Annotated in this window: 26 protein-coding genes; 8 read left to right on the plus strand and 18 right to left on the minus strand. The window is 72.2% G+C overall.

The window, feature by feature from the left end; translation table 11 throughout:
• Nucleotides 1–8: 8 nt before the first annotated feature.
• Nucleotides 9–1502, minus strand: a complete 1494-nt coding sequence (gene glgA, locus ACSBPG_RS00500) for a glycogen synthase GlgA (RefSeq protein WP_435535124.1) — start codon at nt 1500–1502, stop codon at nt 9–11.
• On the minus strand, nt 1502–2785 hold the full coding sequence (gene glgC / locus ACSBPG_RS00505) for a glucose-1-phosphate adenylyltransferase (protein WP_435535125.1): 1284 nt from the start codon (nt 2783–2785) through the stop codon (nt 1502–1504). The genes glgA and glgC overlap by 1 nt, the downstream gene beginning before the upstream one ends.
• Nucleotides 2786–3359: 574 nt before the next feature.
• Here glgC and ACSBPG_RS00510 point away from each other — a divergent pair.
• Nucleotides 3360–4667, plus strand: coding sequence for an ammonium transporter (locus ACSBPG_RS00510; protein ID WP_435535126.1), 1308 nt, complete (start codon nt 3360–3362; stop codon nt 4665–4667).
• A 163-nt stretch (nt 4668–4830) separates the two neighbouring features.
• Nucleotides 4831–5355 (plus strand): DUF1003 domain-containing protein, encoded by a 525-nt coding sequence (locus ACSBPG_RS00515; RefSeq protein ID WP_435535127.1) that lies wholly within the window; start codon nt 4831–4833, stop codon nt 5353–5355.
• A gap of 18 nt (nt 5356–5373) precedes the next feature.
• Here ACSBPG_RS00515 and ACSBPG_RS00520 read toward each other — a convergent pair whose 3' ends face one another.
• Both ACSBPG_RS00520 and ACSBPG_RS00525 read right to left on the minus strand, forming a co-directional pair.
• Nucleotides 5374–6600, minus strand: a complete 1227-nt coding sequence (locus tag ACSBPG_RS00520; protein ID WP_435535128.1) for a methyltransferase — start codon at nt 6598–6600, stop codon at nt 5374–5376.
• A 108-nt stretch (nt 6601–6708) separates the two neighbouring features.
• Nucleotides 6709–7827 carry an asparaginase gene (locus tag ACSBPG_RS00525; RefSeq protein ID WP_435535129.1) on the minus strand — a complete coding sequence of 373 codons (1119 nt, stop codon included), beginning with the start codon at nt 7825–7827 and terminating at the stop codon, nt 6709–6711.
• A 46-nt stretch (nt 7828–7873) separates the two neighbouring features.
• Between ACSBPG_RS00525 and ACSBPG_RS00530 the strand changes: the two genes are divergently transcribed.
• A complete protein-coding gene (locus tag ACSBPG_RS00530) occupies nt 7874–8437 on the plus strand; it encodes an RNA methyltransferase (RefSeq protein WP_435535130.1) in 564 nt (187 codons plus the stop codon).
• A gap of 22 nt (nt 8438–8459) precedes the next feature.
• Here the strand turns inward: ACSBPG_RS00530 and ACSBPG_RS00535 are convergent, their stop codons facing one another.
• Both ACSBPG_RS00535 and ACSBPG_RS00540 read right to left on the minus strand, forming a co-directional pair.
• A complete protein-coding gene (locus ACSBPG_RS00535; RefSeq protein ID WP_435535131.1) occupies nt 8460–9131 on the minus strand; it encodes a ChrR family anti-sigma-E factor in 672 nt (223 codons plus the stop codon).
• Nucleotides 9128–9703: a sigma-70 family RNA polymerase sigma factor gene (locus ACSBPG_RS00540; protein WP_435535132.1), complete on the minus strand. Its 576-nt coding sequence runs from the start codon at nt 9701–9703 to the stop codon at nt 9128–9130. Before ACSBPG_RS00540 ends, ACSBPG_RS00535 begins: the two co-directional genes overlap by 4 nt.
• On the opposite strand from ACSBPG_RS00540, the gene ACSBPG_RS00545 reads away from it, so the two are divergent.
• From ACSBPG_RS00545 to rlmN, 3 genes are all read left to right on the plus strand, one after another.
• Complete coding sequence (locus ACSBPG_RS00545) at nt 9702–9869, plus strand: hypothetical protein (RefSeq protein WP_435535133.1); 168 nt, start codon at nt 9702–9704, stop codon at nt 9867–9869. The two genes, ACSBPG_RS00540 and ACSBPG_RS00545, sit on opposite strands and share 2 nt — an antisense overlap.
• Before the next feature lie 103 nt (nt 9870–9972).
• Nucleotides 9973–10509, plus strand: coding sequence for an invasion associated locus B family protein (locus tag ACSBPG_RS00550; protein WP_435535134.1), 537 nt, complete (start codon nt 9973–9975; stop codon nt 10507–10509).
• 77 nt (nt 10510–10586) lie between these two features.
• The gene (rlmN, locus tag ACSBPG_RS00555; protein WP_435535135.1) at nt 10587–11783 is read left to right on the plus strand and encodes a 23S rRNA (adenine(2503)-C(2))-methyltransferase RlmN; all 1197 of its coding nucleotides are present in this window, start codon (nt 10587–10589) and stop codon (nt 11781–11783) included.
• A gap of 134 nt (nt 11784–11917) precedes the next feature.
• Here the strand turns inward: rlmN and ccmI are convergent, their stop codons facing one another.
• The 11 genes from ccmI to coaBC form a co-directional block, all read right to left on the minus strand.
• Complete coding sequence (gene ccmI / locus ACSBPG_RS00560) at nt 11918–13282, minus strand: c-type cytochrome biogenesis protein CcmI (RefSeq protein ID WP_435535136.1); 1365 nt, start codon at nt 13280–13282, stop codon at nt 11918–11920.
• The gene (locus tag ACSBPG_RS00565) at nt 13282–13788 is read right to left on the minus strand and encodes a cytochrome c-type biogenesis protein (protein WP_435535137.1); all 507 of its coding nucleotides are present in this window, start codon (nt 13786–13788) and stop codon (nt 13282–13284) included. Before ACSBPG_RS00565 ends, ccmI begins: the two co-directional genes overlap by 1 nt.
• Nucleotides 13785–14330 (minus strand): DsbE family thiol:disulfide interchange protein, encoded by a 546-nt coding sequence (locus tag ACSBPG_RS00570; protein ID WP_435535138.1) that lies wholly within the window; start codon nt 14328–14330, stop codon nt 13785–13787. Before ACSBPG_RS00570 ends, ACSBPG_RS00565 begins: the two co-directional genes overlap by 4 nt.
• Nucleotides 14331–14346: 16 nt before the next feature.
• On the minus strand, nt 14347–16335 hold the full coding sequence (locus ACSBPG_RS00575) for a heme lyase CcmF/NrfE family subunit (protein ID WP_435535139.1): 1989 nt from the start codon (nt 16333–16335) through the stop codon (nt 14347–14349).
• A gap of 7 nt (nt 16336–16342) precedes the next feature.
• The gene (gene ccmE / locus ACSBPG_RS00580) at nt 16343–16804 is read right to left on the minus strand and encodes a cytochrome c maturation protein CcmE (RefSeq protein ID WP_435535140.1); all 462 of its coding nucleotides are present in this window, start codon (nt 16802–16804) and stop codon (nt 16343–16345) included.
• Nucleotides 16801–17031 (minus strand): heme exporter protein CcmD, encoded by a 231-nt coding sequence (gene ccmD, locus ACSBPG_RS00585; protein ID WP_435535141.1) that lies wholly within the window; start codon nt 17029–17031, stop codon nt 16801–16803. The genes ccmE and ccmD overlap by 4 nt, the downstream gene beginning before the upstream one ends.
• A 102-nt stretch (nt 17032–17133) precedes the next feature.
• Complete coding sequence (locus ACSBPG_RS00590) at nt 17134–17853, minus strand: heme ABC transporter permease (RefSeq protein WP_435535142.1); 720 nt, start codon at nt 17851–17853, stop codon at nt 17134–17136.
• A 220-nt stretch (nt 17854–18073) separates the two neighbouring features.
• On the minus strand, nt 18074–19048 hold the full coding sequence (gene cysK, locus ACSBPG_RS00595; RefSeq protein ID WP_435535143.1) for a cysteine synthase A: 975 nt from the start codon (nt 19046–19048) through the stop codon (nt 18074–18076).
• A gap of 75 nt (nt 19049–19123) precedes the next feature.
• Complete coding sequence (locus ACSBPG_RS00600) at nt 19124–19579, minus strand: RrF2 family transcriptional regulator (RefSeq protein ID WP_435535144.1); 456 nt, start codon at nt 19577–19579, stop codon at nt 19124–19126.
• Complete coding sequence (dut, locus tag ACSBPG_RS00605; protein ID WP_435535145.1) at nt 19579–20052, minus strand: dUTP diphosphatase; 474 nt, start codon at nt 20050–20052, stop codon at nt 19579–19581. Before dut ends, ACSBPG_RS00600 begins: the two co-directional genes overlap by 1 nt.
• Nucleotides 20049–21314, minus strand: coding sequence for a bifunctional phosphopantothenoylcysteine decarboxylase/phosphopantothenate--cysteine ligase CoaBC (gene coaBC / locus ACSBPG_RS00610; RefSeq protein WP_435535146.1), 1266 nt, complete (start codon nt 21312–21314; stop codon nt 20049–20051). The genes dut and coaBC overlap by 4 nt, the downstream gene beginning before the upstream one ends.
• Before the next feature lie 270 nt (nt 21315–21584).
• Here coaBC and ACSBPG_RS00615 point away from each other — a divergent pair, with 270 nt between their 5' ends.
• Nucleotides 21585–22973 (plus strand): sigma-54-dependent transcriptional regulator, encoded by a 1389-nt coding sequence (locus tag ACSBPG_RS00615; RefSeq protein WP_435535147.1) that lies wholly within the window; start codon nt 21585–21587, stop codon nt 22971–22973.
• A 347-nt stretch (nt 22974–23320) separates the two neighbouring features.
• On the plus strand, nt 23321–23530 hold the full coding sequence (locus ACSBPG_RS00620; RefSeq protein WP_435535148.1) for a cold-shock protein: 210 nt from the start codon (nt 23321–23323) through the stop codon (nt 23528–23530).
• Here the strand turns inward: ACSBPG_RS00620 and ACSBPG_RS00625 are convergent.
• Nucleotides 23508–26546 (minus strand): response regulator, encoded by a 3039-nt coding sequence (locus tag ACSBPG_RS00625; protein ID WP_435535149.1) that lies wholly within the window; start codon nt 26544–26546, stop codon nt 23508–23510. The two genes, ACSBPG_RS00620 and ACSBPG_RS00625, sit on opposite strands and share 23 nt — an antisense overlap.
• Between the last annotated feature and the right edge of the window lie 141 nt (nt 26547–26687).

The following is a 26687-nucleotide window of genomic DNA, read 5'->3' on the forward strand; positions in this document are numbered from 1 at the left end:
TCGAGCGGCTACGCCGCCTGGCGCCGGCGTTCCGGCGCGATGGCCCGGTAGAGCTCCAAGTACTCCTCGGCCGGCTGCTGCCAGCCGAAGTCGCGGGTCATGGCGCGTTCGCGCAGGACCCGCCAGCGCCCCGGCCGCCGGTAGAGGGCGACCGCCCGGCGCAGCGCGAACAGCAGGTCCTGGGCCGAAGGCTGCGCGAAGGTGAAGCCGGTGGCGACGCCGTCGGCGACCGCCGCCGGGGTGGCGTCGATCACCGTGTCGGCCAGCCCGCCGGTGCGCCGGACCAGCGGCAGCGTGCCGTACTTCAGGGCATAGAGCTGGGTCAGGCCGCACGGCTCGGAGCGCGACGGCACCAGCAGCAGGTCGGCGCCGGCCTGGATGCGGTGCGACAGCACCTCGTCGTAGCCGATGCGCACGCCGATGCGGCCGGGGAACCACTCCGCGAGATAGCGGAAGCCGCGCTCGAACCAGGCGTCGCCGCTGCCCAGCACGACGAGCTGGCCGCCCAGCGCCACCCACTGGCCGGCGGTTTCCAGCACGAGGTCGAGGCCCTTGTGGTGGTTGAGGCGGCTGACCACGGCGGCCAGCGGGGCGTCGGCCCGGCGCTCCAGGCCGAAGGCGATCTGCAGCTCGGCCTTGCAGGCGGCCTTGCCGCCCCGGGCGAGACCGTCGGCGTCGTAGCGTTCGGCGATGTGCGGGTCGCGGGCGGGGTCCCAGACCCCGTAGTCGACCCCGTTGAGGATGCCGCTGAGGTCGTCCACCCGCGACGCCAGCAGCCCCTCCAGCCCCATGCCCTGCTCGGCGGTCTGGATCTCGTGGGCGTAGGTCGGGCTGACCGTGGTCAGGCGGTCGGCGTAGAAGCAGCCGGCCTTGAGATAGCCGATGCCGCCGTAGTACTCGACGCCGTTGACCGCGTAGGCGGCCGGCGGCAGGCCGACGGCGCCCAGCATCCACGGCGCGAACCGGCCCTGGTAGGCGATGTTGTGGATGGTCGTCACGGTGCCCGGCCGGAAGGGGCCGGCGAAGCGGTCCGGCCGCACGGCGAGATAGGCCGGCACCAGCCCGGCCTGCCAGTCGTGCCCGTGCAGCACGTCGGGACGCCACCACGGGTCGTAGGGCGTGGCCGAGGCGAAGCCGGCGGCGGCCCAGGCGAGCGCCGCGAAGCGCTCGGCGTTGTCGGGCCAGTCCTTGCCGTCGGGGCCGAGGTAGGGATTGCCCGGCCGGTTGAACAGCGCCGGCGCGTCCAGCGCGTAGGCGAGCGTGCCGTCGGGCATGGCGCCGATCACCAGACGGGCGCGCTCGGCGCCCGGCAGGTCGGTGACCAGCTCGCCGACGTCGTGCAGGTTGGCGAGCCCCTCCATCACCGCGGGGTACCCGGGCAGCAGCAGGCGGACGTCGACGCCCAGGCGGGTCAGCGCCGCCGGCAGGGCGGCGCTGACGTCGGCGAGTCCGCCGGTCTTGACCAGCGGGAAGACTTCCGAGGTGACGAAGAGGACGCGCATCAGGAGGACAGCCGTTCGATCATGTCGCGGGTGATGAGGCACACGCCGTTGTCGGTGCGCAGGAAGCGGGCGGCGTCGAGGGCCGGATCCTCGCCCACCACCAGCCCTTCGGGAATGGCGACGCCGTGGTCGACCACCACCTTGGTCAGGCGGGCACGCCGGCCGATGTCGCACTCCGGCAGCACCACGCACTCCGTCAACTCGCTGTAGGAGTTTACCCGGACCGACGAGAACAGCAAGGACTGCCGCACCGTGGCGCCGGAGATGATGCAGCCTCCCGACACCAAGCTGTCCACCGCCATGCCGCGGCGGTTGGCGTCGTCGAAGACGAACTTCGCCGGCGGCAGCTGCTCCTGGTAGGTGAAGATCGGCCAGTCGCGGTCGTACATGTTGAGCGCCGGCGTGACCCGGGTGAGGTCGATGTTGGCCTCCCAATAGGCGTCGATGGTGCCGACGTCGCGCCAGTAGGGTTCGCCCTCGGGCGTGTCCTGGATGCAGCTGACGGCGAAGTCGTGGGCCATCACCCGGGCCCGCGGCACCAGCCAGGGGATCAGGTCCTTGCCGAAGTCGCGCGACGACGCGGGGTCGGCGGCGTCGCGCTCGAGCTGGTCGTAGAGGAACTGGGCGTTGAAGACGTAGATGCCCATGCTGGCGAGCGCGCGGTCGGGCTTGCCGGGGACGGCCGGCGGGTCGGCCGGCTTCTCGACGAAGCCGATCACCCGCCCCTCCTCGTCCACGTGCATCACGCCGAAGCCGGTCGCCTGGTCGCGCGGCACCTCGACGCACGGCACCGTCACGTCGGCGCCGCGGGCGATGTGGTCGAGCAGCAGCGCCCCGTAGTCCATCTTGTAGACGTGGTCGCCGGCGAGGATCAGCACGTATTCCGGGTCGTGCCCGCGGATGATGTCAAGGTTCTGGTACACCGCGTCGGCGGTGCCCTGGTACCAGGCGGTCTCGCTGATGCGCTGCTGCGCCGGCAGCAGGTCGACGAACTCGTTCATCTCGCCGCGCAGATAGCCCCAACCGCGCTGCAGGTGGCGCAGCAGGCTGTGCGACTTGTACTGGGTCAGAACGCCGATGCGGCGGAAGCCGGAATTGATGCAGTTGGACAGCGCGAAGTCGATGATGCGGAACTTGCCGCCGAAATAGACCGCCGGCTTGGCGCGGCGGTCGGTGAGCTGCTTGAGCCGGCTGCCGCGGCCCCCCGCCAGGACCAGCGCGATGGCGCGCTTGGGCGCCAGACGCAGGTCCCGCTCGTCGAGCCTGTCTCCTCGGTGGTGCATCGCGTTTGGGTTCCTCGCCTATTCGTCGGCCGCCCGGGCGGACCGCTCTGGGATGGCTTGGCGCCGCGCCGCTGCGGCCCGATGGCGGGTCCTGCCGGGGCAAGCGCAGGCGAGACGGTGCCACAATTCGCGGCACCCGGCCAGAGCGGGCGCGGCATAGCGGGAACGGCCAGAGGGCATTCGGCCGCAGGCCATAGTCGGCCGGCGCGGCGGCCGAATCGTGCCTGCGCACCACGCGAATGCACAAAAAATCATCATTTCTCGTCGGAATGACGGAGCAAACCGGCATCGGATCGAGCAACGGCCGGCCAACTCCCGGCAATACCAAAGCAATCGGCGCCGCGCCCGGCCGCAAAACTGCACATTCCGTGGGCATTTTGCCGCAGGGACTCGGGCGGCGGGCGGTCGCTTCGGGCGCCGCACGCTCCGGCTGCCACCGGTTTCCTGCCCCTTTCGGACTGGCACGGAACTTGTAAGTCTTAGGGCGAACTGGCCCCGCCCGCCATTCGGCTTCGGCTCTTACGCGGGGGATGTGTCCGGGCCGGAGCGACTTTGGATATAAAGAGGAGCCTCGATGAGCCGTCTGTTCCTTCTCGCTGCGCCGGTCGCGGCGGTGACTCTGGGCTTGGCCGGCCTGCCTGGCGAAGCCCTTGCCCAGGAAGCGGCCGCGGAACCGACCTTGAGCCCGGGCGACACCGCCTGGATGCTGACGGCCACCGCGCTGGTCCTGTTCATGACGATCCCCGGGCTGGCCCTGTTCTACGGCGGCATGGTCCGCAAGATGAACGTGCTGGCGACGGTGATGCAGAGCTTCGCGATCTGCTGCCTGATGTCCATCCTGTGGGTGGTCGCCGGCTACAGCATCGCCTTCACCGAAGGCACGCCGTTCTTCGGCGGCCTCGAGAAGATGTTCCTCGCCGGCGTCGGCAAGGACAGCCTGTCGGGCGTCATCCCCGAGACGGTGTTCATCACCTTCCAGATGACCTTCGCGATCATCACCCCGGCGCTGATCGCCGGCGCCTTCGCCGACCGCATGAAGTTCTCGGCGATGCTGATCTTCATGGCGATCTGGTCGCTCGTCGTCTACGCGCCGATCACCCACTGGGTGTGGGGCCCGAACGGCTACCTGCTGAACGACGGCGTGCTCGACTACGCCGGCGGCACGGTGGTGCACATCAACGCCGGCGTGGCCGGCCTGGTGGCCGCCCTCATCATCGGCAAGCGCAAGGGTTACCCGACCGAGAACTTCGCCCCGCACAACCTGGTGCTGAGCCTGGTCGGCGCGGCCATGCTGTGGGTTGGCTGGTTCGGCTTCAACGCCGGTTCGGCGCTGGCCGCGGACGGCCGTGCGGGCATGGCCATGCTGGTCACGCAGATCGCCGCCGCCACCGCCGGCTTCTGCTGGATGCTCGCGGAATGGGCGGTCAAGGGCAAGCCCTCGGTCCTCGGCATCATCTCCGGCGCCGTCGCCGGCCTGGTCGCCATCACCCCGGCTTCCGGCTTCGTCGGCCCGATCGGCGCGCTGGTCATCGGCGCGGTCGCCGGCGTGGTCTGCTACTGGGGGGCCACCGGCCTGAAGCGCGCCATGGGCTACGACGACAGCCTGGACGCCTTCGGCGTGCACGGCATCGGCGGCATCATCGGCGCGGTGCTGACCGGCGTGTTCGCCCAGGAAGGCATCGGCGGCACCGCCGGCCTGCTCGAGGGCAACGCCTCCCAGGTGGTGACCCAGGTCTACGGCATCGCCGCCACCATCGTCTGGTCGGCCATCGCCTCGGCGGTGATCCTGAAGATCATCGACGTGGTCATCGGCCTGCGGGTGGACGAGGACGTGGAGCGCGACGGCCTCGACCTCGCCCTGCACGGCGAGACGGTCCACTAAGGGTTCTTTTCCGTCGACCCTCCCAACTGGCGCCGCCGGGGCTTCCCGGCGGCGTTTTCTTTTCGGCGCCGTCGACGCCGGCTGTTGAAGGGCGGCCCGATCGGGTTCAGCGTCGCAGGGGCTGCCCGAGCCCCGCCGCACCGCCCCTCACGAGAGCGCCGCCATGTCCGACCAGAAACAGGCCGACCAGAACCACGCCGGCCGTGCCACCGCCGCCGACCTCGAACGCCTGCACCATCTGCGCCGGCTGCGGCCGGCCCACCGGCGGGTGCACGAGGAGGCGCGTTCCGCCGGCGAACGGGTCGCCGACGCGGTGGCGGGCGGCGTCGGCTCCTGGCGCTTCATCGTCACGCAGTCGGCGGTGCTCGCGCTGTGGATCCTGGCCAACGCGCTGGCCTGGGCGGACCGCTGGGACCCCTACCCGTTCATCCTGCTGAACCTGGTGCTGTCCTTCCAGGCCGCCTACACGGCGCCGATCATCATGATGAGCCAGAACCGCCAGGCCGACATCGACCGCCGCAAGGCCGAGCAGGACTACGCCGTGAACCTCAAGGCCGAGCTGGAGATCGAGGCGCTGCATCGCAAGCTCGACCTGATGCGCGAGCAGGAGATCGCCCGCCTGACGAGGCTGGTCGAGGAGCTGACCGCCGAGCGCCGGGCCGACGGCCGTGCGGGCTCCGGACCCTGACGGCCGCCGCGGCGGGTCTCAGCGGCGCAGGTGCATCTTGCCGATGCCGTTGAGGGCGGCGAAGAGCTGGTCGAACTGCGCCTTGAAGGTGTCCCACGGCACCGCCCCGGCGGCCGCCTCGACGGCGGCGTGCAGGGCGCCGAGCGGCGTGCGCCCGTCGATGCGCGCCAGCATCGGCCCGGCCAGCCGCGGCAGCGCCAGCGACAGCCCGCCGCCGGGCAGGTCGGCCTTGAGGGTGGCGCCCGGGCGCAGGTCGCGGGCCAGCGCCGGCCCGTCGAGGTCGCGCAGCACCGGCACCGCCTGCGGGCCGTCGGCGGTCGCCACGGTGGTGCCGGCGCGCGCCCGCGGCACGAGATAGGCGATGTGCTTGGTCATGCTGCCGCACACCTGTTCGGCCCAGGCCGCCCGCTCCAGCCAGCCCAGGCCCTCCAGCCGCTTCAGCAGGCGCGGGTCCTTGACCCAGTGGGACGGTTCGTAGCGGGCCGGCTCGATCAGCGCGCACAGTGTCATGCCGGCGGACTCGGCCAGCCCGGCCAGCTCGGGCACCGTGTAGGGGCGGTCGCAGGAGTGCAGCAGCAGGTCGTAGAGGTTGGCGTCGGCCCCCTGGTGGTCGGTGATGAAGGGGTTGCGCTTCAGCCAGTTGGTGGCGGGCAGATGGGCGATCAGGCGGCGGGCCAGCGCCACCTGCTCGGCCGGCGCCAGGCCCGCGGTCATGCTCCGCAGGGCCGCCTGCAGCGGGTAGACGCCGGTCCGCCCGAGCGGCGCGTAGACCATGATCCCCATGCCGCCGTCCGGCGCCAGCGCCGCCGCCAGCGCGCGCAGCCCGGCCGGCGGGTCGTCGAGGTGGTGCAGCACGCCGCAGCAGTCGACGTAGTCGAAGGGTCCCAGCCCGCCGAGGTCGAGGAGCGAGCCGCGGCGGAAGTCGATGTTGGTCAGCCCGCGCGCCTCGGCCCGCGCCCGCGCCACCGCCATGGCGGCCTCGGACAGGTCGAGATAGGTGACGCGCCCGGCCTGGCCGGCGTCGGCCATCTGCTGGGCGATCATGATGGTGCCGTCGCCGGTGCCGCCGCCGGCCACCAGCACCCGCAGCGGCCGCGTCCGCTCGAGGCGGCCGGCGAAGACGTAGTGGACCACCTCGTCGAGATGGCTGGGCGAGCCGGCGACGAGGCGCTTGCGCTCGTCGGCCGGGTCGCGCGCCGGATAGGGATAGGCTTCGTACTGGTCGCGCAGGGCGTCGATGCTCATGGACTCGGTCGGGACGTCGGTTGCGGAAACGGCGGCGACGATAGCACCGCCGGGGCGGCGCTGTCGCGCGGCGGCTTCCCGACCGACCGACCGCCCCGGCCGGCGGCCTCAGCCTCCGCCCGCCAGGTCGGCCGTCCGCACCACGCCCGTCGCCACGCCGCGACGGTTGGTCAAGGGCTCCTCCAGCAGCGCCGGCGCCGCCTGCCACACCGCCTCGTCCAGGGCGGCGGTGGCGCGGATCAGCGCGGCCAGCGCGACGTCGCGGGCCCGCGCGGCGCCGTCCTCGATCTTCAGGGCGATGCCGACGCCCTGCTCCGGCAGCACCGCGCACCCCACCCCCTCGGCGCCGATCTTGGTGAGGACGCGGCCCCGGGCCGCCTGCATCATCCGCGTGTCGAAGGTGCCGCGGCCGCCGATCAGGTGGGGGTGGGCGGCCCAGGCGGCGCGGATGCGGGTCACCGCCTCGGCGCGGCGGTCGGGCAGGTCGGCCGGGTCGGCGATGCGCGCCATGGCGTAGGCGATCGCCCCCAGCGGGACGGCGACGGTGGGGATGGAGCAGCCGTCGATGCCCCACGCCGCCCCCGACAGGTCCTGCCCCGTCATCTGTTCGAGCACGCCGAGGATGCGCTGCTGCACCGGGTGGTCGTAGCGCACGTAGCCGCGCAGCGGCTCGCCCTTGTGGCGCGCCGTGGTCAGCATGCCCGCGTGCTTGCCGGAGCAGTTGTTGTGCAGCGCCGTCGGCGCGGCGCCGTCGCGCAGCAGCGCGTGCGCCGTCTCCTCGTCGTAGGGCAGGTGGGCGCCGCATTCGCAGTCGTCGACGGTGCAGCCGATGCGTTCCAGCCAGCGCGCCGCCAGCGCGGTGTGCACCGGCTCGCCGTTGTGCGAGGCGCAGGCCAGCGCCAGCTCCTCCTCGCCCAGCCCGAAGGCGTCGAAGGCGCCGCTCTCCAGCAGCGGGACCGCCTGCAGGGACTTGATGGCGGAGCGCGGGAACACCGGCGCCTCGACGTCCCCCCAGCGGGCCAGCACGCGCCCGCCGGCGTCGACGATGCAGGCGTGGCCGCGGTGGCGCGACTCCACCGTGCCGCCGCGGGTCACCTCGACGAGGATCGGCGCGCCGGCGGGTCCGGAGAGCGCCGCGTGCCCGGCGGCCCCGGCGTGGTCCCGCTCATGGTGCCCGTCGTGGTGAGGGTGGCCGCCGCAGCAGCCGTCGGTGTGATCGTGGGTCATGGCCGCAAGACTTGCCCCAGCCGGGGCTCCTGTGCAAGGTGCGCGCATGCGTGGATATTTCGCCATAGGGGTCGAGCGCGTCAGCAAGCCGGGCAACGTCGGCAACCTGGTCCGCTCCGCCCACGCCTTCGGGGCCTCCTTCTTCTTCGCCGTCGATCCCGAACCGGACCTGCGGGAGATGCGGTTCGTCGACACCTCGGGGGCCGACGTACACCTGCCGCTGTACGTGTACGACAGCGTGCCGTCGCTGATGCTGCCGAAGGACTGCACCCTGGTCGGCGTCGAGCTGACCGAGGACGCCGTCGAGTTGCCGAGCTTCCGCCACCCCCTGCGCGCGGCGTACGTGCTGGGGCCGGAGCGCGGCAGCCTGTCGCCGGAGCTTCAGGAACGCTGCGCCTTCACGGTGAAGATCCCGACCCGCTTCTGCGTCAACGTCGGCGTCGCCGGGGCGCTGGTGATGTACGACCGGATGATCTCGCTGGGCCGCTTCGCCGAGCGTCCGGTGCGTACGGGCGGCCCCACAGAGGCGGCGCCGACGCATGTCCACGGGCCGCAGAAGATCCGCAACCGCGCCGCCCGGCGCAAGGCCCTGCGCGGCGGCGCGGCGTAGGGGCGCGGCGCCGGCGCCGCCGTCACAGGCGCAGGAAGGGATTCAGCAGCCGCCCGAACGGCCCGGTCAGACGCAGGGAGCCCACCGTCACCGACAGGCACAGGCAGCCCTCGGCGTCGGCGCGCGGCCGGTGGTCGACGTTCTCGTCGCCGACCGCGACGTCGCCGCGCAGGAAATGGCCATAGTGGTCGGTGAAGCCGCCGTCCAGCACCATCGACAGCTCCATGCCGTCGTGGCTGTGCCGCGGCACGGCGGCGCCCGGAGCGATGCGGACGAGCTGGGCGCTGCCGCTGGCGAGGGGGATGTCGGCGACGCGGATGCCCGGCACCTTGGTCCGCCAGGCCAGCGACTCGACGCAGCCACCGAGGTAGGAGCGCAGCGGCTCCGGCAACAGCGGCCCGCCGGCGCGCCCGGCCGGCGGCAGGCGCACGATGTCGCCGACGGGGCGCAGCGGCGCCGGCCCGTCGTCGTCGAGCCGGGCCAGCGTGCGCTCCAGGCAGTCGGGCGACAGCGGCTCCGGCTCGATGCCGTCGAGCATGGCGCCGCCCACCGCCTCCAGATCGACCACCGCGGCGCGGCAGTTCGGGCACAGCGTCATGTGGGACGCCACGACCAGCGCCGGTCCCTCGCCCAGGCCGCCGCTGGCGTAGTCCAGCAGCAGCGCGTCGCCGGGATGGTGGGTCGGCAGGCTCATGACGGCTCCCTCAAGACCTTGCGCAGCCGCTCCAGGGCCAAGCGCAGTCGCGATTTCACGGTGCCCAGCGGGATGCCCCGCTCGACGGAGATGGCGCTGTGCGGCTTGTCCTCGAAATAGGCCAGGCGCAGCAGCTCCGCCTGTTCCGGCGGCAGGTCGTCGAGCGCGGCGCGCAGCCGGCCGGCGCTCTGCGCCGCCTCCAGGCGGCGATCGGCGGGCTCCGCCGGATCGGGGACCAGCGCGGGGTCCGCGGGGTCGACCTCCGGCCGCGACTCGCGGCGGCGCAGGTCGACGCGGCGGTTGCGGGCGACGGTGAAGATCCAGGTGGCCGCCGAGGCGCGCACCGGATCGAACAGCTCGGCGCGGCGCCACACCAGCAGCATGACGTCCTGCACCAGCTCCTCCGCCTGCTGGGGATCGCTGCCCTGGCGGCGCAGGTACGCCTTCAGCCGCGGCGCGACCTGCGTGAACAGGGCGGCGAAGGCGGCGCGGTCGCGCTCACGGCCGACGGCCAGCAGCAGATCGTCGAGCGAGGGGGTCGCCTCGGCCGCCGTGGAAGGAAGGTCCTGCATGGCCGCATTGAAGGCGAAGCCAGGCCGCCGCACAAGTCGCTCGTGGCGGGCGGTCCATGAAAAGAGGCAGGACCACGCGGCGGACGTGGTCTCGATGGCCGGGCAGCATCGCATCATGGGGGCTTTTACGACGAACACCGGGCAATGGATCACGGCCGCGGCATGAAAGTGCGGCACCGCCGCCACGGTATTGCCCGTTTTGGGTTCAATCCTCATCCGAATTGGGATAACGTCTCCCGCACCCGAAACCACTTCGCAGTTGCACAACGATGCCGCAAACCCGCACCGTTCGTGGCGCCGCCGTCTCCGCCGTTCTGGCGCTGGCCGCGGCCGTCCTGCCCCACGTGGCGTCGGCGGCCGAGCCCAAGTACCTGGGCAGCTTTCGCGACTGGAACGCCTTCTCGTTCGACGAAAACGGCCAGACCGTCTGCTACATGTCGAGCCAGCCGAAGAAGAAGGAGCCGGCGCGCGCCAGGCGCGGCGACATCTACGCGCTGGTCACCCATCGCCCCGCCGAGAACACCTACGACGTCGTGAGCATCATCGTCGGCTATCCGTTCAAGGCGAACAGCGAGGCGACGATCCAGATCGACGGCAAGGACTTCGCCCTGTTCACCGACGGCGAGACCGCCTGGGCCCGCGACAGCCAGACCGACCGCGCGATCGTCGAGGCGATGCGGGCGGGCCGCTCCATGGTCGTCAAGGGCCAGTCGTCGCGCGGCACCAACACCACCGACACCTACAGCCTGATGGGCGTGTCCGACGCCTACGAGGCGTTGGCCGGCGCCTGCAACGTGAAGCGCTGACGTCCGCGGCGCGGTCGTCGGTTTTTCACATCGCTGCCTTTTGACAGCGGCGGGGGCGCGGCCTAAGTATGTGGGCCATGAACGCGCTCCCCCTCGCTGCCCCCTCCGTCGTGCCCGCCCCGCCGCCGGCCGCCCCTCTGCCGGCCGCCGACACGGCCGGCCGCAAGAACCTCGTCGGTCTCTCCCGCCCGGAGCTGGAGGCCGAGATGGTCGCCTTCGGCCTGGAGAAGTTCCGCGCCCGCCAGCTCTGGCACTGGATCTATCACCGCGGCTCCACCGACTTCGCGGCGATGACCACGCTCGCCAAGCCGGTGCGCGACCGTCTCGCCGAGGCCTACGCGGTGCTGCGCCCGACGGTGGTGCGCGACCTGTCCTCGACGGACGGGACGCGCAAGTGGCTGCTGCGCATGCCCGACGGCCAGGAGGTGGAGAGCGTCCACATCCCCGAGGAGGACCGCGGCACGCTGTGCGTCTCCTCCCAGGTCGGCTGCACCCTGACCTGCCGCTTCTGCCACACCGGCACCCAGCGCCTGGTGCGCAACCTGACGGCGGCGGAGATCGTCGCCCAGGTGATGCTGGCCCGCGACGCGCTCGGCGAATGGCCGGCCCCGCCCGACGGGCGGATGATCTCGAACATCGTCATGATGGGCATGGGCGAGCCGCTGTTCAACTACGAGAACGTGGCCCAGGCCCTGAAGATCGTCATGGACGGCGACGGCATCGCCATCTCCAAGCGGCGCATCACCCTGTCGACGTCGGGGGTCGTCCCGGCGATGAAGCGCTGCGGCGAGGAGCTGAACGTCAACCTCGCGGTCAGCCTGCACGCGGTGACCGACGAGCTGCGCGACCTCATCATGCCGATCAACCGGAAATACCCGCTGGCCGAGCTGATGAAGGCCTGCCGCGAGTACCCCGGCCTGTCCAACGCGCGGCGCATCACCTTCGAGTACGTCATGCTGAAGGGCATCAACGACAGCCCGGCCGACGCCCGCGCCCTGGTCCGGCTGCTGGAGGGCGTTCCGGCGAAGATCAACCTGATCCCCTTCAATCCCTGGCCGGGCGCGCCCTACGAGCGCTCCACCGAGCGGGCGATCCAGGTGTTCGGCGACATCGTCAACGCCGCCGGCTACGCCAGCCCGGTGCGCACGCCGCGCGGCGAGGACATCATGGCCGCCTGCGGCCAGCTCAAGAGCGCCAGCCAGCGCCTGTCGGCCGCCGAGCGCGCGGCGATGGAGCGCGTGGTTGCCGAGAAGGACGCCGCTCTGTCATTGTGAGCGGCACAGAACGGATCCCGAAGGACCTCTCGCCGGCCAGCCCTCCCCCGCTCTCGGCGGACCGCCGGTCTGCGCGAGAGCGAAGCGGGGGGCCGGGAGGGGGACCTTATTCAGCCGCCTGTTCCGGAACCGCCTCAGCCCCCCTGCTTCAGCGCGTCGATGCGCTGGCGCAGGATATCGCGGTTGGGGTCCTTGGGGTCCATCGACGCCAGCAGGCGGTTCCACAGCTCCGACGCCTCGTCCTTGCGGCCGCTCATGGCGGCGTCGAGGCCGAGCAGCCACAGGGCGTCGGCGTTGTCCGGGGCGATCTGCAGCACCTGGCGCAGCACCGCGGCGGCCTCGGCCGGCATCCCGCCGTTCTCGCCCTGGGGCGCGCGGGCCAGCAGGGCGTCGGCGTAGGCCAGCAGCGCCTCGGCGTCGCCGGGGGCACGCTCGACCGCCTGCTTGCCGGCCTCGACCGCCTTGTCGTGCTCGCCCAGCACCGAGTAGGAGCGGGCCAGGCGCTTCCACCCCGCCACGTCCGAGGGGTCGTCGCGCAGCCGGTCGGCCAGCGACTGGACCATGCCGCGGATCTGCGGGTCGTCGACGGCGCCGTCGACGGTCTGCGGGGCGGCCGGCGGCGCCGGCTGCGGCACGGCGGCGTCCGCGTCGAGGCCGAGCCGTCCGGCGGCCTGGCGGATCTGCGCCTGGATGGCGGGCAGCCACGGCGCGTCGGCCGGCGTGTCCGCCGCCAGCGCCTGCCAGCGCTGCAGGGCGCCCGGCACGTCGCCGGCCTGGAAGCGGGCGAGCGCGAGATAGAAGCGGGCGCGCGGCTCCTTCGGATCGGCGGCGGCGACGGCGGCGAACGCCTCCTGCGCCGGCTCCGGCACGATGCCGCCGTTGGCGTTGGTCAGCGCCTCCGCCCAGGCCGCCTTGAGGTCGAGGTCGCCGGGCGCCAGCGCCGCGGCGCGGCCGAGCGCCTGCGCGGCGTCGGCGTAGCGGCCCATCTTGGCGTAGGTGCGGCCGAGCAGGTCCCAGCCCGCGCGGTCGTCGGGGTTGGCGGCGAGGTGCTCCTTCAGCTTGTCGATGGCCGCCAGCACCTGCGGCGGCGGGCCGCCCTGCTCCCGCTGAAGGTCGCGCGAGGCCAGCGGCATGGCCGGCACGTCGGGGTGCCCGAGCGGCAGATAGACCGCCAGCGCCCCCAGCGGGATCAGCACGGCGAGCAGGACGGCCAGGACCTTGGAGCGGGCCGGCACCGCCGCCGGCGCCGCCGGGGCTCCCTTGCCCTCCCCGGCGACGGCCAGCATGCGGCGGCCGATCTCGGCCTTCGCGGCGGCCGCCTGGGCATCGCTGATCAGGCCGCGCGCCCGTTCGCGCTCCAGCTCGGCGAGCTGGTCGCGGTAGACCTCCAGGTCGTAGGCGGCGCGGGGGCCGGCGACGGGGCGCGGCTTCAGGAGCGGCGGAACGATCAGCAGCACAACGCCGGCGGTCATGGCCGCGGCGACGATCCAGAACAGCATCAGGGCCCGTCCTTGAGAAGCGCGTCGAGGCGCCGGCGCTCGTCCTCGCTGAGCGGTGCCGTGTCGCCGCCGCCCGGCGCCTGACGGCGGCGCAGGTAGACGGCCACCGCCGCGGCGCCGACGGCGAGCAGCGCGAAGGGGCCGCCCCACAGCAGCAAGGTGGTGCCCTTGAACGGCGGCCGCAGCAGCACGTAGTCGCCGTAGCGGTCGGTGACGTAGTCCAGCACCTCGGCGTTGCTGTCGCCGGCGGTCAGGCGCTCGCGCACCACCACCCGGAGGTCGTGGGCCAGCGGCGCGTTGGAGTCGTCGATCGACTGGTTCTGGCAGACCAGGCAGCGCAGTTCCTTGGAGAGCTCCCGCGCCCGCGCCTCGAGGGCGGGATCGGCCAGCATCTCGTCGGGCTGGACGGCCAGCGCCAGCGGCGCCAGCCCCAGGAGGGCGGTGACCAGGAGGGCGGCGACCAGGAGCGCCGCGCCCGGCCGCCGGGAGGTGGCGCGCGCCCTCATCCCTTCCTCAGCGTCTCGACCAGGGGGAGGATGGTGGTCTCCACCGCCTCGGGCGTCAGGGGGCCGGTGTGCTTGTAGCGGATGCGCCCCTGGCGGTCGACGACGAAGGTCTCGGGCACGCCGTAGACGCCCCAGTCGATGGCCACCCGGCCCTCGAGGTCGGCGCCGACGCGGGCGTAGGGATCGCCGTTGCGGGCGAGCCAGGCCTGCGCGTCCTCGGTCTTGTCCTTGTAGTTGATGCCGTGCACCGGGATCTTCAGCTCCCGCGACAGGCGGGTGACGATGGGGTGCTCCTGCTTGCAGGGCACGCACCAGGAGGCGAAGACGTTGACCAGCGTCACGTCGCCCCGCAGGTCGCCGCTGGCGAGCCCGCCCGCCCCCTCCTTGTCGCGGCCGGGCAGGCCGGGAAGCTGGAAGGCCGGCACCGGCTTGTCGATCAGGACCGAGGGGATCTCCCGCGGGTCCCGCTTGAAGCCGACGAAGAAGGCGACGCCGATGCCGACGAGCAGCAGCAGCGGCAGGAGGAAGAGAAGGCGGCGCATGGTCGTTCGCTGATCCTCATTCGGCCGCGTGCGCGGCGGCGGTCGGCTTGGCCGCGCGGCGGCGCTCCGGCGCGCCGATGCGCAGGCGCCGGTCGCTCAGGGACACCAGGCCGCCGACCACCAGGCCGACGCAGCCCAGCCAGATCCACGGCACGAAGGGGTGGTGGTAGAGGCGCACCGTCCACTGCCCGGCCTCGTTGGGGTCGCCCAGCGCCACGTAGACGTCGGCCAGCCAGTTGGTGTGGATCGCCGCCTCGGTCGTCGTCATCTGCTGCGACGCGTAGAAGCGCCGTTCCGGCGTCAGCACGGCGACGACGTCGCCGCCGCGGCGCACGGTGAAGCGGCCGATGTCGGTGCGGTAGTTCTCGACCAGGCCCTGGTCGACGCCGTCGAAGGTCACGGCATAGCCGGCGATCTCGGCGCGGTCGCCCACCCGCATGGCCTGGATGTGCTCGCTCTGCCACGCCGAGGTGCCGACCATGCCGACGATGGCGATGCCGAGCGAGGCGTGGGCGATGGTGGTGCCCCAGGCGCCGCGCGGCAGGCCGGCGGCGCGGGCCAGGCTGTCCTTCAGCGGGATGCGGAACAGGCGGACGCGCTCGGCCATCTCGGCGAGCGCGCCGAAGAAGGCCCAGGCGGCCAGCCCCATGCCGACCAGCGCCATGACCGGGCCGCCATAGGCCCACACCGTGACCAGCACCACCGCCACGGTGGCGGCGGCCGCACTCCACAGCCGCTTCAGCGCGCCCGGCAGGTCGCCGCGCTTCCACGAGAGCAGCGGGCCCACCACCATGACCGCCACCACGGGGATCATCAGCGGCACGAAGGTCGCCTCGTAGAAGGGCGGGCCGACCGACACCTTGCCGAGCTCCAGGACGTCCAGGAACAGCGGGTAGAGCGTGCCGATGAACACCGTCGCGGTGGCCGTGGAGAGCAGCAGGTTGTTCAGCACCAGCGCCCCTTCGCGGCTGACCGGGGCGAACACGCCGCCGGCCTTCAGGGCAGGGGCCCGCCAGGCGTAGAGGGCCAGCGAGCCGCCGGTGGCGATCAGCAGCAGGAACAGGATGAAGACGCCGCGCTCCGGATCGACCGCGAAGGCGTGCACCGAGGTGAGGATGCCCGAGCGCACCAGGAAGGTGCCCATCAGCGACAGCGAGAAGGTGACGATCGCCAGCAGGATGGTCCAGGTCTTCAGCGCGTCGCGCTTCTCCACGACGATGGCGGAGTGCAGCAGCGCCGTGCCGGCCAGCCACGGCATGAAGGAGGCGTTCTCCACCGGGTCCCAGTACCACCAGCCGCCCCAGCCCAGCTCGTAGTAGGCCCACCAGGAGCCCATGGCGATGCCGAGCGTCAGCGACGACCAGGCCACCAGGGTCCACGGCCGCACCCAGCGCGCCCAGGCCGGGTCGACCCGCCCCTCGATCAGCGCCGCCGCGGCGAAGGAGAAGGCCATGGAGAAGCCGACGTAGCCGAGATAGAGGAAGGGCGGGTGGAAGGCGAGGCCGGGGTCCTGCAGCAGCGGGTTGAGGTCGTTGCCCTCCAGCGGCGCCGGGATGACGCGCACGAAGGGGTTCGAGGTGATGAGGATGAAGAGGTAGAAGCCGACGCCGATCATCGCCTGGACGGCGAGCACCCGCGCCTTCAGGGTCGGCGGCAGGTTGCTCCCGAACAGGGCGACCGCGGCGCCGAACAGCGCCAGCATGGCGACCCACAGGATCATCGACCCCTCGTGGTTGCCCCACACGCCCGACAGCTTGTAGAGCATCGGCTTCAGCGAGTGGCTGTTCTGGACCACGTTCTGCACGCTGAAGTCGGACACCACGTAGGCCCAGGTCAGCGCCAGATAGGCGACGGCGATCAGCAGCACCTGCGCCAGCGCCGCCGGCCGGGCCACCGCCATCCAGGCGGCGTTGCCGGTGGCGGCCCCCGCCAGCGGCAGGCTGGCCTGGACCAGCGCCACGAACAGCGCCAGCACCAGCGCGTAATGGCCAAGTTCGGGAATCACCGGACCGTCACTCCTTCGCCAGCGTCTTGGCGGTGTCCTTGAAATGCTCGGCGCGCTTCAGCGCGTCGGCCACTTCGGGCGGCATGTAGTTCTCGTCGTGCTTGGCCAGCACCTCGCGGGCGATGAACACGCCGTCGGGGCGCAGCTTGCCCTCGGCCACCACGCCCTGGCCCTCGCGGAACAGGTCGGGCAGCTGGCCGCGGTAGGTGACCAGCACGCCGGCGACGCCATCGGTCACCCGGAAGTCGGTGGTGACGCCGTCGGGCAGGCGCTTGACGCTGCCGTCCTCCACCAGCCCGCCGAGACGGAAGCTGCGGCCGTCCACCTCGGCGGCCTTGGCCTGCAGGTCGGACGGGCTGAAGAAGAAGACGAGGTTGTCCTCGAACGCGGTGAGCGCCAGCGCCGTGGCGGTGCCCAGCCCCAGCAGCGCGAGGCCCAGCATGTAGAGACGCCGTTTCTTCCTGGTCATCCTTCACCCATCTCCGCCGCCGTCCGGTGCACGGCGGCCTTGGTGGCGGCCTCGCGACGGGCGCGGCGGCGCGGCGGCCGGCTGCCCTCCAACGCTTTCAGCGTCGCCTCGCGCCCGCGCAGTCCCTTCAGCGAGGCGGCCAGAAGCCCGATCAGCACCAGCGCCGTCACTCCGTAGGACGGCCAGACGTAGGCGGCGTATCCGCCCATATCGAAGAATTCGGTCATGGCGCTCGACGGGCCGTTTCCTGGACTGTGCACAAACGAACAGCAACGGTGTGGCGGTTTCAAGGCATTTCGCTAATTTTGCACTGCAAAAAATCAGCGCCGTCAGCCCTGCGCCTCGCTCAGCCGCAGCGTCTGTATTTTGCGCGCCAGGATCTCCGACTTCAGGCGCAGCAGCACGACGCTGACGAAATAGGCGGTGAATCCCAGCGCCATCACCGCCAGCGGCACCAGCATGGCGGCGTCGATGGTCGGCCCGCCCATGCGGATCACGCTGGCCGGCTGGTGCAGGGTGTTCCACCAGTCGACGGAGAACTTGATGATCGGGACGTTGACCACCCCGACCAGCAGCAGCACGTTGCCCGCCTTGAGCCCCCGCTCGGGATCGTCGAAGGCGTTCACCAGCGCCATGTAGCCGAGGTAGAGGAAGAACAGGATCAGCATGCTGGTGAGGCGGGCGTCCCACACCCACCAGGTGCCCCACATGGGCGCCCCCCACAGCGAGCCGGTGATCAGGCAGACCGCGGTGAAGCCGGCGCCGACGGGGGCGGCCGCCTTGGCGAAGAGATCGGCCAGCGGATGCTTCCAGACCAGCGCCACCGCCGCCGCCGCCGCCATGTTCACATAGATGAACAGGGCCATCCAGGCGGCCGGCACGTGGACGTACATGATCCGCACCGTCTCCCCCTGCTGGTAGTCGGGGGGCGAATCGAACAGGCCGAGGTACAGACCCGCCGCCAGGAACACGACCGCCGTCCCCGCCGCCCAGGGCTGGATCGCGGAGGCGAGACGGAGGAAGCGGGCTGGATTGGCGAATCGATGCATGGTGCGCGCCGTCTTAAGCGGATCTTCCGGTCCATATAAGCTCAGACATGCCCGACGGCGAGGGGCTTTGCCTTGATCTCGGTCAGAAGTTCCGGCGCCCGTCCGCGGAACCCGGGCCCCGACGGCGTGCGTCATTGTGAAGCAGGCCGGAGGGCGGGGCCGGCCCGGGGCCGGCGCCGATGGTTCCGCCCGGCGGGCGGAACCATCGGCGCCGGGCGGCTTACTCCAGCCCCTCGAACAGGGCGGTCGACAGGTAGCGTTCGGCGAAGGACGGCAGGATGGCGACGATCAGCTTGCCGGCGTTCTCCGGCCGGCCGCCGACCTCCAGGGCCGCCGCCAGCGCCGCACCCGACGAGATGCCGACCGGCAGCCCCTCCAGACGGGCCACCTTGCGCGCCGTCTCGAAGGCCCGCTGGTTGGAGATGCGCACCACCTCATCGATCAGCCCGGTGTCCAGGATGTCCGGCACGAAGCCGGCGCCGATCCCCTGGATCTTGTGCGGGCCGGGCATGCCGCCGGACAGGACCGGGCTGTCCTCGGGCTCCACCGCGACCGCCTGGAAGCCGGGCTTGCGCTCCTTCAGCACGCTGGCGACGCCGGTCAGGGTGCCGCCGGTGCCGACGCCGGAGATCAGGATGTCGACCTTGCCGTCGGTGTCGCGCCAGATCTCCTCGGCGGTCGTGCGGCGGTGGATCTCGGGGTTGGCGGGGTTCTTGAACTGCTGCGGCATGAAGGCGTCGGGCAGCGACGCCAGCAGCTCCTCCGCCTTGCGGATGGCGCCCTTCATGCCCTCGGCGGCCGGCGTCAGCTCCAGCTCGGCGCCCAGCAGCTTCAGCATCTTGCGGCGCTCGATCGACATGCTCTCGGGCATGGTCAGGATCAGCCGGTAGCCCCTGGCGGCGGCGACGAAGGCCAGCGCGATGCCGGTGTTGCCCGAGGTCGGCTCGACCAGGGTCGTCTTGCCCGGGGTGATGCGGCCGTCGCGCTCGGCCGCCTCGATCATGGCGCTGCCGATGCGGTCCTTGACGCTGGCCAGCGGGTTGAAGAACTCGCACTTGCCGACGACGTCGGCGGCCACCCCGGCGTCCTCGGCGAGGCGGCGGACGCGCACCAGCGGCGTCGCCCCGATGGTGTCGAGGATGCTGTCGTAGACCTTGCCGCGGAACTCGGAACCTTTGGAGTCTGGGCCGGCCATGATTCTCCCCCTATCGTTCGTGAAATGCCCGTGTTTCACACCTTGGCAGCGAGAGTACTCCGCGGCCGCCGGGTTTCAAATGCTAAAGTCGATGCGGTCCTCGGTCTCGCTCTCCACCCCGGCGGTGCGGGCGCGCATGCAGAGGTCCTCGATGGTGACGGAATCGAGGCGGCGCATGCAGTCGTCCTGCAGCTCGGCCCACAGGGGCCGCACCACCTTGTGGCCGAGGATGGAGCCGGCGGGATCCTCGATGGGGTCGCTGGCGGTCTCCATGGCGCGGACGATGCGGACGATCTCGCCCACCGTGATGCGCCGGCGCTCGCGGGCCAAGCGGTAGCCGCCGCGCGGGCCGCGCACCCCGGCCAGCACGCCGTCGCGCACGAGCTGCTGCAGCACCTGCTCCAGGTAGCGCTTGGGAATGCCCTGGCGGCGGGTGATCTCGCCGGACTGCACCGGCTCGGTGCCGGCGTTGTAGGCGATGTCGAGCACCGCCTCGATGGCGAACATCAGCTTCTTGGAAATGCGCAACATCACGGGGCGTCCTGGCTGAACTGTCCGGTCGAGCCGAAGCCGCCGGTCCCGCGCGCGCTGTCGGGAAGGGCGGCCGTCTCGTCCCAGGCGATCCGGTCGTAGCGGGCGACCACCAGCTGGGCGATGCGCTGGCCGCGCTCCACCACGAACGGCCGGTCGCCGTGGTTGATCAGGATGACCCCGACCTCGCCGCGGTAGTCGGCGTCGATGGTGCCGGGGCTGTTGAGCACGGTCACCCCGTGCTTGAGCGCCAGGCCGGAGCGCGGGCGCACCTGCGCCTCGTGGCCGTCCGGCAGGGCGACGGCGATGCCCGTCGGCACCAGGGCGCGGCCGCCCGGCGGGAGCTCCAGCGGCGCCGCCACCGCGGCGAGCAGGTCGAGGCCGGCGGCGTGGGCGGTGGCGTAGGCGGGCAGGTCCAGGCCGTCGGCGTGCGGCAGACGCACGACGGGAACGTGGACGCGGGGGCTGGTCACGGAACCTCTCTCTCCAGCTGCGCGGCGATGGCGGCGGCGAGGCGCGCGGCGACCGCGTCCTTGCCCATGGTCGGCCAGTGCTCCACGGCGTCGCCGCGGATCAGGTGGACGGTGTTCTCGGCGCCGCCGAAGGTGCCGGTGTCGGGCGACACGTCGTTGGCGACGATCCAGTCGCACCCCTTGCGCGCCCGCTTGGCCAGCGCGTGCTCGACCACGTCCTGCGTCTCCGCCGCGAAGCCGACCACCAGGCGGGGGCGCTGCGCCGCCGCCTGCCCGGCCAGGGTGGCGAGGATGTCCGGGTTCTCGGCGAGCTCCAGGCGCGGCGGGCCGCCGGCGTCCTTCTTCAGCTTCTGACCCGCCGCGTCCTTCACCCGCCAGTCGGCGACGGCGGCGGCGCACACGGCGATGTCGGCGGGCAGCGCGCCGAGGCAGGCCTCCAGCATCTGGCGCGCCGTCTCGACGGCGACGACGGTGCAGCCCGCCGGGTCGGGCTCGCGCGTCGGGCCGCTCACCAAGGTGACCCGGGCGCCCAGCGCGGCGAGCGCCGCGGCGATGGCGTGCCCCTGCTTGCCCGAGGAGCGGTTGGCGATGTAGCGCACGGGGTCGATCGGCTCGTGGGTCGGCCCCGAGGTGACGAGGGCGTGCCGGCCGGCGAGCGGCGGCGCCGCGCCGGAGCCGGCCGGCGCTCCGGCGAAGTGGGCGGCGACCGCCTCGACGATCTCCATCGGCTCGGCCATGCGGCCCGGGCCGTGCTCGTTGCAGGCCATCGGCCCGACGTTGGGGCCGACGCGGCGCACGCCGCGCCGCTCCAGCAGCGCCATGTTGGCCTGGGTGGCCGGGTGCAGCCACATCCGCACGTTCATCGCCGGGACCACCAGCACCGGCTTGTCGGTCGCCAGCAGCACCGTGGCGGCGAGGTCGTCGGCCATCCCCGCGGCCATGCGGGCGAGCAGGTCGGCGGTGGCCGGCGCCACCACCACCAGGTCGGCCTCGCGCGACAGGCGGATGTGCCCCATCTGCGACTCGTCGGTGAGCGACCACAGGTCCTGGTACACCGTGTCCTCGGTCAGCGCCTGCACCGACAGCGGCGTGACGAACTGCGCGCCGCCGCGGGTCAGGACGGCGCGCACCGCGGCGCCGCGCTCGCGCAGGCGGCGGATGAGGTCGAGGCACTTGTACGCCGCGATGCCGCCGGCGATCACAAGCAGGATGCGCCGTCCCTGCAACGACGACGGCACCGCCGGGGCCTGGGGACCGCTCACAACCGCACCTCGACCTTGGATTTACGAATCGGTTTGTAGAATTCAGATATTCCATCACGGCGATTTGGACAAGCGCCGATCGCGTGCCGGCGGACTGGCAAACCCGCCAGCGCGAAACGATCTTACAGGCAGACGGGCATATTCCGACCGGTGCCGGACATCCTGAACCCCCCGGCTTAGTGATTCCTTCACCAGTCCCATGCCCTATTCGACATAAGGATGGGATTTGGCCCTTTTGCCGACGACCCGCCCCATTCCCGCCGGGATGCCATGGACACCACCGCCACCGTTCTGCTCGTCGAAGACACCCCGTCGCTGGCGCGCGTCTATGCCGAGTATCTGAAGAAGGACGACTATCGCGTCGTCGCCGTGGAGACCGGTGCCGCGGCCCTGGAGGCGCTGGCCGACGGCAAGCCGCGCATCGTGCTGCTCGACCTCCAGCTCCCCGACATGCACGGGATGGAGGTGCTGAAGCGCGTCGAGGCGCAAGGGCTGCCGTGCGCCGTCGTCATCATCACCGCGCACGGCTCGGTCAACGTCGCCGTCGAGGCGATGCGGCACGGCGCCTACGATTTCCTGGTCAAGCCCTTCTCCGCCGACCGGCTGACCATCACCGTGCGCAACGCCATGGAGCGGCTGCGCCTGTCGCAGATCGTCGACACCTGGCAGGCCGACCTGGCGCGCGCGCGCTTCCACGGCTTCATCGGCTCCTCCCTGTCGATGCAGGCGGTCTACCGCATCATCGACAGCGCCGCCTCGTCCAAGGCGACGGTGTTCATCACCGGCGAGTCCGGCACCGGCAAGGAGGTCTGCGCCGAGGCGATCCATCGCCAGAGCCCGCGGCGCGACCGGCCCTTCGTCGCCATCAACTGCGGCGCCATCCCGAAGGACCTGATGGAGAGCGAGATCTTCGGCCACGTGAAGGGGTCCTTCACGGGCGCCGTCTCCGACCGCGAGGGGGCGGCGGCGCGGGCCGACGGCGGCACGCTGTTCCTGGACGAGATCTGCGAGCTGGAAGCCAACCTGCAGACCAAGCTGCTGCGCTTCATCCAGACCGGCACCTACATGCCGGTGGGCGGCACCCGGCTGGAGAAGGTCGACCTGCGCATCATCTGCGCCACCAACCGCGACCCGCTGCACGAGGTCGAGGAGGGGCGCTTCCGCGAGGACCTCTACTACCGCCTCCACGTCATCCCCATCCACCTGCCGCCCCTGCGCGAGCGCGAGGACGACGTGGTGGCGATCGCCCGCCATCTGCTGCTGGAGTACGCCCAGGAGGAGGGCAAGGGGTTCGTGCGGTTCGCGCCCGAGGCCGAGGCCGTCTTCCGCACCTACCACTGGCCGGGCAACGTGCGCCAGGTGCAGAACGTGGTGCGCAACATCGTCGTGCTGCACGACGGCGACACCGTCCTGCCGACCATGCTGCCGCCGCCGCTCGCTCCCGGGCTCGCCGTGGCGGCCGCCCCGCCGGCGGCCGCCCCGGCCGCGGCGGCGCCGCCGCGGCCGATCAAGCCGCTGTGGGAGGTCGAGAAGGAGGCCATCGAGGAGGCCATCGCCACCTGCGACGGCAACATCCCGCGCGCCGCGGCGCTTCTGGAAATCAGCGCCTCGACCATCTACCGCAAGCGGCTGGCCTGGCAGGCCGAAGGAAAGATGTGACGCCGCAAGCGAAGGCCGTTCCGCCTGCGCATCCTCCGACGCCGGACCTTGGCGGCGGGCGGGGCTCACGCCTTCGCCGGGACCGCGTATTTCTTTGCGGCGGCCCTCCGCCGTTGGGCATAGGCCGGCGATCCCTCTTGCCGCCCGGGGACGCGCACGTTTAGCCTCGGATGCGCGTCATCGTTGGTGCCGCACGGCCGACGGCACCCGGCCGCGGCCGCGCGCCAGCCGATGCGCTCGGGGCCGATCGCGTTTCAGGCCGTTCGGCCGCCACCCGGCCGCGTTTCCGGCGAGCGCCTGCGCCCGGCCGTGCCCGCCCACCGACCACGGAGCAAGGAGTTCGCTCAATGGCCACCGGCACCGTCAAATGGTTCAACACCACCAAGGGCTATGGCTTCATCGAGCCGGAAGGCGGCATCAAGGATGTGTTCGTGCACATCACCGCGGTGCAGCGGTCGGGGCTGCGCGGCCTTCTGCAGGGCCAGCGCGTGCAGTACGAGGTCGCGCGCGGCAACAACGGCAAGGATGCCGCCGTCAACATCCTGGTGATGGAGTAGCTCCGGCCGCCGCCCGGTCGTCCGCGGGGTCGAGCAGGCCGCGCGTCCGGTAGGCCTCTTCGGCGGCGCGCGCCAGCACGGCGACGTCGCGGCGCATGGCGGCCATGGCGTCGCCGTCGCCCTCGCGGCACGCCTGCTCCAGGTCGCGCGCCCGTTGCGCCAGCCGGCGGGCTCCGAAGGTCCCCGCCGTGCTCTTGAGGGTGTGCGCCTCCCGCTGCAGGGTGGCGGCGTCGAGTTCGGCGCCGGCGATCCGCCGCACACGGTCGCGGGTCTCCTGGACGAACTGGCGGACCAGATCGGCCACCAGATCCGCATCGAGATCCTCGGCGAGCTGCGCCAGCACGCCGGCATCCAAATCAGGGTTTGCCAAATCAGGGTTTGCCAAATCAGGGCCTGCCGCCTCTGGGCCGGCCGGAGTGAGGCCGGCCGGAGCGGAATCCTCCGGCGGGGGGGTGGCCGGTTCGCGGATCGGTGCGGTCATGGCGGGATCCTCGCGGTCGGCCGTCGCGGACCCGGCGGGCCGCGCGGCGGCGGTGGGAGCGGCCGGTTCCGGGGCGCGGAGCCAGCGGGCCACCGTCTGCAGCAGGTGCAGGCGGTCGACGGGCTTGGCGATGTGGTCGTTCATCCCGGCGGCCAGGCAGCGCTCGCGGTCGCCTTCCATGGCGTCGGCGGTCATGGCGACGATGGGCAGCGCGCCGGCGGGCGGCGGCAGGGCGCGCAACGCCCGCGCCGCCTCGAGGCCGTCCATTTCCGGCATGGCGATGTCCATCAGGACGAGATCGTAGGGCAAGGTGCGCGCCGCCTCCACCGCCTCCAGGCCGTTGGCGGCGACGTCGACCTGATGGCCGGCGGCCTTGAGGATGGCGACGGCGACCATCTGGTTGGTCGGGCTGTCCTCGGCCAGCAGGATGCGACCGCCGCCGGCGCCGACCGCCGGCCCGGCGGGCGCGGCCGGCCGCGGCGCCGGCTCGTCGCCGGCGCCGAGCGCGGCCAGCAGGCGGCCCTGGCGCACCGGCTTCACGACCACCGCCGCAAGGTCGCGGCCGCGGCCTTCGACGGCATGGCCGACCAGCGTCATCAGCACGAGGCGCCCGACGCCGGCGCGGTGCAGCGCCGGGACGAGGGCCTCCAGGTCGGCGTCGCCGGCCGGCAGCGCGTTGGCGTCGATGAGCGCGGTGTCGAAGCCGGCGTCCGGGGCGGCGGCGCAGCTCCGCTCCTGGGCCGCCGCGAGGTCGGCGGTTTCCGCCACCTCGGCGCCCCAGGAGCGGAGCTGGGTGGCCAGGGTGCGGCGGCTGACCGGCTGCGCGTCGATCAGCAGGAGGCGCCTGCCGTCCAGGGGCATCGCCCCTTCGGCGGCGCCGGGCACGCGCTCGAAGGGAACGACGAACCAGAAGCGGCTGCCGCCGCCGGGCCGGCTGTCGAAGCCGATGCTGCCGCCCATCGCCTCCACCAGCCGCTTGGAGATCGCCAGGCCGAGCCCGGTGCCGCCGTAGCGGCGCGACAGCATCGGGTCGACCTGGGTGAACTCGGTGAACAGGGTCGGCCTTGCGTCCTCGGGAATGCCGATGCCCGTGTCGGTCACCTCAAAACGCAGGGCGACGGAGGATTCGTCGCCGTGGCCGTCCGCCGCCGAGACGCAGACCGCGACGCCCCCCCTCTCGGTGAACTTCACGGCGTTGCCGGCGAGGTTCAGCAGGACCTGACGGAGCCGGCCGGCATCGCCGCGCACCGCCGCCGGCAGCCCGCCGGGCACGCAGGCGACCAGGGCGATGCCCTTGGCGGCGGCGCGGGCCGCCAGCAGGCCGACGGCGCTCTCCACCACGTCCACCGGCGAGAAGCGGTTGGCCTCGAGGACGAGCTTGCCGGCCTCCATCTTCGACAGGTCGAGGATGTCGTTGAGGATGGTCAGCAGCGCCTCGCCGGATTCCCGCGCCGTCTGGGCGTAGAGCCGCTGCTCCTCGCCGAGCGGCCCGTCCAGCAGCAGCCCGATGGTGCCGAGGACGCCGTTCAGCGGCGTGCGCAGCTCGTGGCTGATCATGCGCAGGAAGTCGGACTTGGCCTGGCTGGCCCGCTCCGCCTGCTCCTTGGCGAAGCGGAGCTGCGCCTCGGCGGTGCGGTGGACGGTGATGTCGTGGGCCGAGACGATGGTGACGGGACGGCCGTGATGGGTCGTCTGGCGCGTCTCGCCCTCGACGATGCGGCGTTCGCCGTCGACGCGGCGGCAGGTGACCTCGAAGCGGTCGTCCCGGCGTTCGGCCAGGCGCCGGCGCACCAGGTCGTGGTCCTCCGGCACCACCAGCGCCAGCACCGGCAGGCCGATCAGCCCTTCCAGCGGCCGCCCGGTCAGGGCCACGGCGGCCCGGTTGGCGTCCAGCACGATGCCGTTCTCATGCACCAGGATGGCGTCGGTGGCGGCATCGGACAGCTTGCGGAAGCGCTCCTCGCTCTCGCGCAGCTCGTCCTCGCGCCGCTTCAGTTCGGTGATGTCGGTGTGGATGCCGACGAAGCCACCGTCGGCGGTGCGCCGCTCGTTGACCTTGACCCAGCGGCCGTTGCCCAGGCGCAGTTCCAGCGGGCGGGACGGCATGCGGTGGTGGCGCAGCCGCTCGGCGATCCAGTCCTCGTGGTCGGCCGGGTCGCAGTCGGCATACTGCCCCCGCTCGGCGCCGGCCCGCAGCAGGTCGCGGAAGACGACGCCCGGCGCGACCGGCCCGCTCAGCGCGTAGAAGGCCCGGAACGGCTCGTTGCAGACGACCAGCCGGTCGTCGCCGTCGAACAGCGCGAACCCCTCGTTGATCGTGCCGATGGCCTCGGCGAGCCGGTGCTCGGCCAGGGTGACGCTGGCCTGGGCCTTGCCGATCACCGCCGCCTCGCGGCGGAACACCAGCAGCAGCAGCAGAAGCGCCGTCAGGGAGCCGGTCACCGCCCACAGGGCTTCCCAGCGCGACTCGTCCAGCGCGTCGAACAGGGCATGCCCCATGCTGGCCAAGACCAGCAGCGCCGCAATCAGCTTCATCGGCAGCTCGCGTGTGCGAACAAAGGCAGAGGACATGGGCGGCGCGACCCTGGCATCCCGGAACTCGGGCGATCCTATCCGAACCGCCGCGACCACGGACAGGAAAGTTCCTCGGGGCAACGAATTGCGATGCACCGTGGC

Source organism: Azospirillum sp. ST 5-10 (assembly GCF_051225715.1).
In the GTDB taxonomy this organism is placed as follows: domain Bacteria; phylum Pseudomonadota; class Alphaproteobacteria; order Azospirillales; family Azospirillaceae; genus Azospirillum.

Bases quoted from the DNA above. Each gene is read 5' to 3' on its own strand.
- ccmI (WP_435535136.1), bottom strand. From the start codon at position 13,282: ATGCTGTTCTGGATCGTCGCCGCGGCCATGACCGCCGGCGTTGTGCTG.
- ACSBPG_RS00625 (WP_435535149.1), bottom strand. From the start codon at position 26,546: ATGAAGCTGATTGCGGCGCTGCTGGTCTTGGCCAGCATGGGGCATGCC.
- ACSBPG_RS00570 (WP_435535138.1), bottom strand. From the start codon at position 14,330: ATGCGCCGCCTTCTCTTCCTCCTGCCGCTGCTGCTGCTCGTCGGCATC.
- ACSBPG_RS00520 (WP_435535128.1), bottom strand. From the start codon at position 6,600: ATGAGCATCGACGCCCTGCGCGACCAGTACGAAGCCTATCCCTATCCG.
- ccmD (WP_435535141.1), bottom strand. From the start codon at position 17,031: ATGACCGAATTCTTCGATATGGGCGGATACGCCGCCTACGTCTGGCCG.
- ACSBPG_RS00515 (WP_435535127.1), top strand. From the start codon at position 4,831: ATGTCCGACCAGAAACAGGCCGACCAGAACCACGCCGGCCGTGCCACC.
- ACSBPG_RS00600 (WP_435535144.1), bottom strand. From the start codon at position 19,579: ATGTTGCGCATTTCCAAGAAGCTGATGTTCGCCATCGAGGCGGTGCTC.
- ACSBPG_RS00535 (WP_435535131.1), bottom strand. From the start codon at position 9,131: ATGAGCCTGCCGACCCACCATCCCGGCGACGCGCTGCTGCTGGACTAC.
- ACSBPG_RS00525 (WP_435535129.1), bottom strand. From the start codon at position 7,827: ATGACCCACGATCACACCGACGGCTGCTGCGGCGGCCACCCTCACCAC.
- ccmE (WP_435535140.1), bottom strand. From the start codon at position 16,804: ATGACCAGGAAGAAACGGCGTCTCTACATGCTGGGCCTCGCGCTGCTG.
- ACSBPG_RS00620 (WP_435535148.1), top strand. From the start codon at position 23,321: ATGGCCACCGGCACCGTCAAATGGTTCAACACCACCAAGGGCTATGGC.
- ACSBPG_RS00545 (WP_435535133.1), top strand. From the start codon at position 9,702: ATGGCCGCATTGAAGGCGAAGCCAGGCCGCCGCACAAGTCGCTCGTGG.
- ACSBPG_RS00615 (WP_435535147.1), top strand. From the start codon at position 21,585: ATGGACACCACCGCCACCGTTCTGCTCGTCGAAGACACCCCGTCGCTG.
- ACSBPG_RS00590 (WP_435535142.1), bottom strand. From the start codon at position 17,853: ATGCATCGATTCGCCAATCCAGCCCGCTTCCTCCGTCTCGCCTCCGCG.
- cysK (WP_435535143.1), bottom strand. From the start codon at position 19,048: ATGGCCGGCCCAGACTCCAAAGGTTCCGAGTTCCGCGGCAAGGTCTAC.
- ACSBPG_RS00540 (WP_435535132.1), bottom strand. From the start codon at position 9,703: ATGCAGGACCTTCCTTCCACGGCGGCCGAGGCGACCCCCTCGCTCGAC.
- glgA (WP_435535124.1), bottom strand. From the start codon at position 1,502: ATGCGCGTCCTCTTCGTCACCTCGGAAGTCTTCCCGCTGGTCAAGACC.
- ACSBPG_RS00530 (WP_435535130.1), top strand. From the start codon at position 7,874: ATGCGTGGATATTTCGCCATAGGGGTCGAGCGCGTCAGCAAGCCGGGC.
- ACSBPG_RS00510 (WP_435535126.1), top strand. From the start codon at position 3,360: ATGAGCCGTCTGTTCCTTCTCGCTGCGCCGGTCGCGGCGGTGACTCTG.
- rlmN (WP_435535135.1), top strand. From the start codon at position 10,587: ATGAACGCGCTCCCCCTCGCTGCCCCCTCCGTCGTGCCCGCCCCGCCG.
- ACSBPG_RS00565 (WP_435535137.1), bottom strand. From the start codon at position 13,788: ATGAGGGCGCGCGCCACCTCCCGGCGGCCGGGCGCGGCGCTCCTGGTC.
- glgC (WP_435535125.1), bottom strand. From the start codon at position 2,785: ATGCACCACCGAGGAGACAGGCTCGACGAGCGGGACCTGCGTCTGGCG.
- ACSBPG_RS00550 (WP_435535134.1), top strand. From the start codon at position 9,973: ATGCCGCAAACCCGCACCGTTCGTGGCGCCGCCGTCTCCGCCGTTCTG.